This window comes from Brevundimonas abyssalis TAR-001, from assembly GCF_000466985.1.
Lineage (GTDB): Bacteria > Pseudomonadota > Alphaproteobacteria > Caulobacterales > Caulobacteraceae > Brevundimonas > Brevundimonas abyssalis.
This window is the reverse complement of the sequence record NZ_BATC01000032.1, coordinates 21343-29219: the sequence shown is the minus strand read 5'-3', so window position 1 is coordinate 29219 and position 7877 is coordinate 21343. Positions and strand designations below refer to the sequence as shown.

8 protein-coding genes and 1 pseudogene are annotated in these 7877 nt (G+C 69.0%); 3 read left to right on the top strand and 6 right to left on the bottom strand.

What is annotated here, in order from left to right:
• The first annotated feature begins 85 nt into the window (after nt 1–85).
• A complete protein-coding gene (locus MBEBAB_RS09270) occupies nt 86–1222 on the top strand; it encodes a serine hydrolase domain-containing protein (RefSeq protein ID WP_045319127.1) in 1137 nt (378 codons plus the stop codon).
• On the opposite strand, the gene MBEBAB_RS18390 is transcribed toward MBEBAB_RS09270, so the two are convergent.
• The 3 genes from MBEBAB_RS18390 to MBEBAB_RS09260 are packed head-to-tail and all read right to left on the bottom strand — an operon-like array spanning nt 1219 to nt 3213.
• Nucleotides 1219–1362 carry a hypothetical protein gene (locus tag MBEBAB_RS18390; RefSeq protein ID WP_306302019.1) on the bottom strand — a complete coding sequence of 48 codons (144 nt, stop codon included), beginning with the start codon at nt 1360–1362 and terminating at the stop codon, nt 1219–1221. The two genes, MBEBAB_RS09270 and MBEBAB_RS18390, sit on opposite strands and share 4 nt — an antisense overlap.
• Nucleotides 1335–2153, bottom strand: coding sequence for an EamA family transporter RarD (rarD, locus tag MBEBAB_RS09265; protein ID WP_306302018.1), 819 nt, complete (start codon nt 2151–2153; stop codon nt 1335–1337). The genes MBEBAB_RS18390 and rarD overlap by 28 nt, the downstream gene beginning before the upstream one ends.
• Before the next feature lie 10 nt (nt 2154–2163).
• Nucleotides 2164–3213, bottom strand: coding sequence for an aspartate-semialdehyde dehydrogenase (locus MBEBAB_RS09260; RefSeq protein ID WP_045319131.1), 1050 nt, complete (start codon nt 3211–3213; stop codon nt 2164–2166).
• Between the two features lie 124 nt (nt 3214–3337).
• On the opposite strand from MBEBAB_RS09260, the pseudogene zapE reads away from it, so the two are divergent.
• A pseudogene (gene zapE / locus MBEBAB_RS09255) lies at nt 3338–4443 on the top strand (cell division protein ZapE).
• 60 nt (nt 4444–4503) lie between these two features.
• A complete protein-coding gene (locus MBEBAB_RS09250; RefSeq protein ID WP_021697704.1) occupies nt 4504–4980 on the top strand; it encodes a YbjN domain-containing protein in 477 nt (158 codons plus the stop codon).
• A gap of 56 nt (nt 4981–5036) precedes the next feature.
• Here MBEBAB_RS09250 and mdh read toward each other — a convergent pair whose 3' ends face one another.
• From mdh to MBEBAB_RS09235, 3 genes are all read right to left on the bottom strand, one after another.
• Nucleotides 5037–5999 carry a malate dehydrogenase gene (gene mdh / locus MBEBAB_RS09245; protein WP_021697703.1) on the bottom strand — a complete coding sequence of 321 codons (963 nt, stop codon included), beginning with the start codon at nt 5997–5999 and terminating at the stop codon, nt 5037–5039.
• Nucleotides 6000–6159: 160 nt separating this feature from the next.
• Nucleotides 6160–6645 (bottom strand): RNA pyrophosphohydrolase, encoded by a 486-nt coding sequence (locus tag MBEBAB_RS09240; protein WP_021697702.1) that lies wholly within the window; start codon nt 6643–6645, stop codon nt 6160–6162.
• A complete protein-coding gene (locus tag MBEBAB_RS09235; protein ID WP_021697701.1) occupies nt 6645–7850 on the bottom strand; it encodes a divergent polysaccharide deacetylase family protein in 1206 nt (401 codons plus the stop codon). The genes MBEBAB_RS09240 and MBEBAB_RS09235 overlap by 1 nt, the downstream gene beginning before the upstream one ends.
• Nucleotides 7851–7877 lie beyond the last annotated feature (27 nt).

Sequence of the window (7877 nt, the reverse complement as noted above, 5' to 3'; positions counted from 1 at the left end):
ATTTCAGACTATTCAGACTATTTGGACCCTGTTTTTTTCCGCGCCCCGCGTCTGAAACCGCGCCGCCCGGATGCTATGGACGCCCATGATCGACATCCACGGACCCTGCCCTGACCGCTTTTCCGGCGTGAAAGACGCCTTCGCCGCCAATTTCACCGACGCCCCCGAGGGGCTCGACGAACTGGCCGCGCGCTTTTCCGTCTGCATCGGCGGCGAGACGGTCGTGGATCTGTGGGCCGGTCATGCGGACGCCGCAAAGACCACGCCCTTCACCGACCGGTCGCTGGTCCCGGTCTTCTCCACCGGCAAGGTGGTCATGAGCCTGATGATCGCCACCCTGGTGGAGCGGGGCCTGGCCGCCTACGATGCGCCGGTGGCCGAGGTCTGGCCCGCCTTCGGCCAGGCGGGCAAGAACCGGATCACCCTGGGCCAGATGATGAGCCATCAGGCGGGTCTGGCCGGCTTTGACGAGACTGTCGATCCGACCGTCTGGTTCGACCCCGAGGCGGTGCTGGAGCGGCTGGCCGCCCAGGCCCCCCTGTGGGCGCCCGGAACCGCGTCCGGCTATCACCCCATCACCATCGGCTATCTGGCGGGCGAGGTGTTTCGCCGGCTGGACGGGCGGAGCATGGGCACGGCCCTGCGCCAGGATTTCGCCGAGCTTTTCGATCTGGACCTGTGGATCGGCCTGCCCGAGGACCAGCACGATCGGGTGGCCCAGCTGCGCAAGCCCTCGGCCGCGCCGGACCTGGGGACCATCGACGCGGTCAAGAAATCTGCATTTCTCGACCGCGGCTCCGCCCCCGGCGGACGCGGCTCCGCCGAGTGGCGCAAGATGGAGATCCCGTCCGCCAACATGCACGCCCGCGCCGACGCCCTGGCCCGCATCATGGGGGTGCTGGCCAACGGCGGCACGCTGGACGGCAAGGTCATCCTGTCGCCGGAGACCCTGGCGGAGGCCACCCGCGAGCGCATCCACGGCCCGGACCGCGTCCTGCCCTTCACCATCCCCTGGGCGGCGGGCTGGATGCGCAACGAGGGCCTGGACATCTTCGGCCCGAATCCCGAGACCCTGGGCCACTGCGGCTGGGGCGGCTCCTGCGCCATGGCGGACCCGAACACGAACGTTTCAGCCGCCTACGTCATGACCCGCCAGTCGCCGCACCTGATCGGCGACCCGCGCGCCCTGCGCCTGTTCGAAGCGCTCTACGCAGCGATCTAGGCGGGTCCGGCCGCGTCCTTCAGGGCCCGGCGCGCGGCTCGCGCCCGGTGCATGGCCGCGGCCAGGAACACCGCCGCCCCGCCCCAGATGAAGGCGAAGCTGACCAGCCGGGTCAGGTTGAACGGCTCGCCCTGGGACACCCCGATGACGAAGCTGAGGTCGGGGCGATGAACTGGATGAAGCCGATGGTCGACAGGGGCATCCGCCGCGCGGCCCAGGAAAACAGCACCAGCGGCGCCACCGTCATCGGTCCGGCCAGGAACAGCCAGAAGGCGGCGGCCGGGCTGTCGGTGAAGTGGCCCAGCCCCTGATGGTGCAGCCAGATCAGCCAGGCGAGGCCGAACGGCGCCATGATCAGGCATTCCACCAGCAGGCCTGTCTGGGCGTCCGCCTGCACCCGTTTGCGGATGACTCCGTAGGCGGCGAACGACACGGCCAGGGCCAGCGACACATAGGGCAGGCCGCCGATGGCCACACCCTGCAGCACCACCCCCATGGCCGCCAAGGCGATGGCCACATAACCCAGCCGGCTGATCCGCTCCCGGAACAGCCAGGCCCCCAGCGCCATGTTGAACAGGGGGTTGAGGTAATAGCCCAGGCTGGTCTCCAGCGTCCGCCCGCTGTTCACGGCCCAGACGAAGATGAACCAGTTGACGGCGATCAGGGCGGTGGAGAGGGTCAGCCACATCAGGGTGCGCGGATTGCGCAGCACCCGCCGCACCTGATCCGACTGTCCCGCCAGCCACACCAGCCCCGCCGCGAGCAGCACGCCCCACACGGCCCGGTGGCCCATGATCTCGCCGGCGTCCGCGCCGATGCGGCCCATGGGCTGATAGACGAGGGGCGACAGGCCCCACAGGACGTAACAGGCGACCCCGGCGATCAGGGCCGCGCGGGCGGAGTCGCCCCCGCCCGCCGGTTGGCCGGTCATGGCGAGGTCCTTATCCCACGGTCAGGGTGCGGTATCCGCTGGCGGTCTTCAGCATGCCCTGCTCGTCCAGAAGCTGGGCGATCTGCACGGCGTTCAGGGCCGCGCCCTTGCGCAGGTTGTCCGACACCACCCACAGGTTCAGGCCGTGCTCCACGGTCGGGTCCTTGCGGATGCGCGAGACGAACACCGCGTGCTCCCCGGCGGCGTCCACCGGGGTGATGTAGCCGTCGTCCTCATGCTTATCGATCACCATGATCCCGGGCGCGTCGCGCAGGATGGCCCGGGCCTCCTCCACCGCGATGGGGCGCTCGAACTCCAGCGTTACGGCCTCGGAGTGGCCCACGAACACCGGCACCCGCACGCAGGTGACGGTCAGCTTGATGTCGGGGTCCAGCATCTTGTGGGTCTCGTCCCACATCTTGGCTTCCTCGTCGGTGTAGCCGTCGTCGCGGAACTCGCCGATGAAGGGCAGGACGTTGAAGGCGATCTGCTTGGGGAACTTCTTCGGCGTGGCGTCGCCCAGGCCATAGATGGCCTTGGTCTGGTTCCACAGCTCGTCCATGCCTTCCTTGCCCGCGCCGGACACGGACTGATAGGTCGACACCACCGCGCGCTTGATCTTCGCCGCGTCATGCAGGGGCTTCAGCGCCACCACCAGCTGGGCGGTGGAGCAGTTGGGGTTGGCGACGATGTTCTTCTTCTTCGCCAGCTTGATGTGATCCGGGTTCACCTCGGGCACGATCAGCGGCACGTCGGGGTCCTTGCGGAAGGCCGAGGAGTTGTCGATCACGATGGGGCCGGCCTTGCCGATCTTCTCGGACCATTCCCGCGACACCGCGCCGCCCGCCGACATCAGCACCAGGTCCACTGTCGAGAAGTCGAACTGCTCGATGTCCTGGCAGCGGATGGTCTTCTCGCCGAACGAAACCTCGTTCCCCTTGGACTTGCGCGAAGCCAAGGCGTGCATCTCATCCACCGGGAAGTTCAGCTCTTCCAGGATGGCCAGCATTTCCCGGCCCACATTGCCGGTGGCGCCAACGATGGCGACGCGATAGCCCATGATCTCGATCCTGTTCCGAAAGGGGGAGGTTTGCGCGCGGACGCGCATGCCCATTGCATTTAGTCCTTCGCACCCGCGAAGCAATCGCTTTGCAGCCCCGTTTCGAGCCTTTATGCGCATTTCCATGCCCTCCCTGACCCGCGCCGCCTATGACCGCCGCCTTCAATCCGGCGCCCTGACCGCCGACCCCGCCCAGGAAACCGCCATCGCGGCCCTCAGCCGGCTGGAGCGCGATCTGGCCAGGGGCGGGCGGCTGTTTCGCAAGCCGCCGCGGGTCAAGGGGCTGTACCTCTGGGGGCCGCCGGGCCGGGGCAAGTCCATGCTGATGGACCTGTTCTACGCCGAGGCGCCTGAGCCGAGGAAAACCCGCGCCCACTTCCATGCCTTCATGGCCCGGGTCCACGACCTGATCCGCCAGTGGCGCGAAGGCGACGCGGCCCAGCGCAAGGTCGTATTCGGCCAGTCCAAGGGCGACGACCCCATCGCCCCCACCGCCGAGCTGATCGCCTCGGAGGCGCGCCTGCTGTGCTTCGACGAACTGCAGGTCACAGACATCGCCGACGCCATGATCCTCGGCCGTCTGTTCGAGGCCCTGTTCGAGCACCAGGTGGTGCTGGCCGTCACCTCCAACCGCGCGCCGGACTCCCTCTACGCCAACGGCATCAACCGCCCGCTGTTCGAGCCCTTCATCGACATGATCCAGGACCGCTGCGAGGTCGTGCAGATGGCGGGCGGGCGCGACTGGCGCCTGGCCCGCATGGCCAATTCGCGACTGTGGTATTCGGGGGTGGACATGGGACGCTCCCAGGCCTTCGAGCACCTGTGGGAAGACCTCAAGGGCGATGAGCCTGAAGAACCCGCCCATCTGGCGGTTGCGGGCCGCGACGTGGTGATCGAGCGCACGGCGGGCGGCCTGGCGCGGGCCACTTTCGCCGAACTGTGCGCCCGCCCGCTGGGCGCTTCGGACTATCTGGCCATGGCCGAGCGGTTCCACACCCTGTTCCTGGAGGGCGTGCCGGTGCTGGGCCCCGACAGAGAGCAGGAGGCCCGCCGTCTGGTCACCCTGATCGACGCCCTCTACGAGGCCCGCACCCGGCTGGTGGTGCTGGCCGAAGCGGCGCCGGGAGCCTCTATCCCAAGGGCGTCGGGGCCTTCGAGTTCGAACGCACCGTCTCGCGCCTGAACCAGATGTCTTCCGCCGACTGGCTGGAGCAGGCTGACGCGGCCTGACGGCCCCTTTTCCCCGATGCGGCCTCGGGGCTAGAATGGGGAAAGCATCGGGAGGGTTTCATGCACATGTTCCGTCTGGCCGCCGTCGTGGCCGCCCTGTCTCTGTCCGCCGGAGCCGCTTCGGCCCAGGTGACGCCCCAGGCCGTGTCCGACTGGCTCTCCGGCCGGGCGCTGACGCCGGAACTGGTCACCGAAGGTGAGGAAAGCTTCATCCGCGTCCAGGACGAAGGTTTGACCTGGCTTCTGTTCTTCTACGGCTGTGAGGCCCAGGGTTGCGACAGCCTGCAGTTCGGCGCCGGCTTCACCAATGACAGCATCACCCAGGACATGGTCAACGCCTGGAACCGCGATCGACGCTTCCTCAAGGCCTACTTCGAGGCTGGCGAAGAGGGGTCGGCCATCGTCCAGTATGACATGATCCCCACAGCGGGCGCGCCCATGGATCACCTGTCAGACCATGTCGACCTGTGGCGCGGAACCCTCGCGGACTTCGCCGTCCACGTCGGCTACCTCCAGGCGGCCGCGGAGGCGGAATAGAAAAAGGGCGGAGCCGAGGCTCCGCCCTTTCGCATTTCAGACGCCCTGAAGAGGGCTCAGGCCAGCGAGCCGTCGATGTCTTGGCAGGCCTTGATCAGGCCCTTCACCGAGTCCACCGAGGTCTTGAACATGGCCTTTTCGTCGTCGTTGGTGTCGAACTGGATGATCTTCTCCACCCCGTTCGCGCCGATCAGGGCGGGCACGCCCACGTACATGTCCGACACGCCGTACTCTCCCGACAGCCAGGCGGCGATCGGCAGGACGCGCTTCTGGTCCTTCAGATAGGACCGGGCCATGGCGATGGCGCTCTCGGCCGGGGCGTAGAAGGCCGAGCCGGTCTTCAGCAGGGCCACGATCTCGCCGCCGCCCTTGCGGGTGCGCTCGACGATGGCGTCCAGCTCGGCCTGGGTCATGAAGCCCTGCTTGACCGCGTCCGGCAGGGGCAGGCCGCCGATGGTGGAGTGGCGCACCATGGGCACCATGTCGTCGCCGTGGCCGCCCAGGGTCCAGGCGTTGATGTCCTTGATGGACACGCCGGTCTTCTCGGCCAGGAACCAGGCGAAGCGCGCCGAATCCAGCACGCCGGCCATGCCAACCACCTTCTCCTTGGGCAGACCCGAGAACTTCTGCAGGGCCCAGACCATCGCGTCGAGGGGGTTGGTGATGCAGATGACGAAGGCGTTCGGCGCGTGGGCCTTGATGCCCTCGCCCACGGCCTTCATGACCTTGAGGTTGATCCCGATCAGGTCGTCGCGGCTCATGCCCGGCTTGCGCGGCACGCCGGCGGTGACGATGCACACGTCGGCGCCGGCGATGTCGGCATAGTCGTTGGCGCCCTTCAGGGTCACGTCCGAGCCGAACACGGCGGTGGCCTCAACGATGTCCAGCGCCTTGCCCTGCGGCGTGCCCTCGGCGATGTCGAACAGGATCACGTCGCCCAGCTCTTCGCGGGCGGCGATGTGAGCCAGGGTGCCGCCGATCATTCCGGCGCCGATGAGGGCGATCTTGGCGCGAGCCATGGGCGAGTCTCCAGTTGAGTGGCCTGTCGCGCGGTCGCGCGGCTTGAGGCCATGGGATGGTCCTTGAGGCCCGTCGGCGTCTTGCGCGCTTTGAGGCCGGGATGGTGGGAGGTTGAAACCTTGGCGGCGGTCTAGACCCGAGCCGGGCGCGCCGCAAGGGTCAGGCGGCGAAGCGGGCGAAGGCGGCGGCCACCTGTTCATAGGCCGGGCGCTTGAACGGCACGATCAGGTCGCAGACCTCCTCCAGCGCACCCCAGCGCCAGGCCTCGAACTCGATGGGCGGCCAGGCGGTCAGGTCGATCTCGGTCTCGTCGCCCGTGAAGCGCAGGGCGAACCACTTCTGCTTCTGGCCCTTCCAGCCGCGCGCGATCTTCGCGCCGGAGACTTCGGACGGGAAGTCGTAGGTGATCCAGCCCTCGGTGGCGGCCAGCAGGTCCGCGGACCGGACCCCGGTCTCCTCCAGCAATTCCCGCCGGGCCGCCGCTTCCCAGTCGCCCCGCTCGGCTTCATCGCGATCGACGCCGCCTTGCGGAAACTGCCAGCACCAGGGTTCCGGGGTCTTGGCCCTGCGGCCGAGCCAGACCCGGCCGTCCGGATGGAACAGCACCACGCCCACATTGGGCCGGTACAGGGACAGGTCGACCACTAGCGGCCCGACCGCCGGGTCATGGCCGAGGCAGGCGCCAGCTGCAGGCCCCGGTCCGACAGGCCGTCGGCCCAACGGGCGGCCGCCTCCACCGTCACGGGATAGGAGAAACCGGCGCCCAGGGCGTCGCCGTTCTCGCGGGCGGCGGCCTCCAGGGCGTTCAACTGGGCCACGATGGCGGCGGGGCTCTGGACCTCGTCAATGATGCGATCGGCGCTGCCGCGGGCGTAGGCGCCGGGACGGCGGCTGGCCGATCCGTCGTCCACAAAGGCCAGGCCCCGGCTTCGCATCACCCCCAGGAAGGCCGACATGGCGCCGTCCGAGGCGACGAAGCGGTCGCCCAGATAGTTGGTCACCCCGAAATAGCCCGTCGCGCGGCCCAGCAGCCAGTCCAGCCTCTGGCGGATGTCATCGGGCCCGGCGTTGGCCAGCAGGGTGTAGGGGCCGGGATCGTTGTCGGGATAGCCCGTCGGCTCCATGGGGATCTCGATCAGGACCTCGTGGCCGTGGGCGCGGGCCAGGTCGATCCAGCCCTGTAGTCCCTCGGCGTAGGGCACGAAGGACAGGGTCACCTCGGCCGGCAGGCGTTCGATGGCGGCGCGGGTGGTGACGGCGTTCAGGCCCAGTCCCCCGACGACGAGGGCCACGCGCGGGCGGCCATTGGGACGGAAGGGCCGGGCGTAGGCCTGGGCCGGGGTGCGGCCGTCGGCGTTGATCACCGGCAGCGGGCCGTTGGGTCCGGGCTGGCTTAGACCCGTGATCGGGGCTGCGGGCAGGGGATCGGCGGGCGGGCGGCGCGGCGCGGTTATGGACGAACCACCGCCGGCGCTGGCCCCGTCGGGAAGAGTGATCAGGGCCTCGCCCGCGATGGGCCCGCCCTCGTCATCGAGTTCGAAGCCGGGCGCGGTCAGGTCCTGGTACAGGCCCAGGGTGTCGAGGGTGAACGCCTCCATGCCGGTGGGCGGCTCGGCGGCCGGCGCGTCGGGGCGGGTCAGGGAGGCGCGGGCCGAAGGGCTTCCCGCAGTCGGATCGCCCAGCACCAGGATGAACAGTCCCGCTGCGCCGATCAGCAGCGTCAGGGCCGCGCCCACGGCCACCACGGGTCGGCGCAGAAAGGCCAGAACCCGCGACAGCCCGGCCGTCGGGCGACGGCGGGGAGCCGTTCCAGCGGTGGCGGCCAGGGCGGAATGACGTTTGGCGAACATGTGCAGGCTTGCGGAACTCGGCTGCCG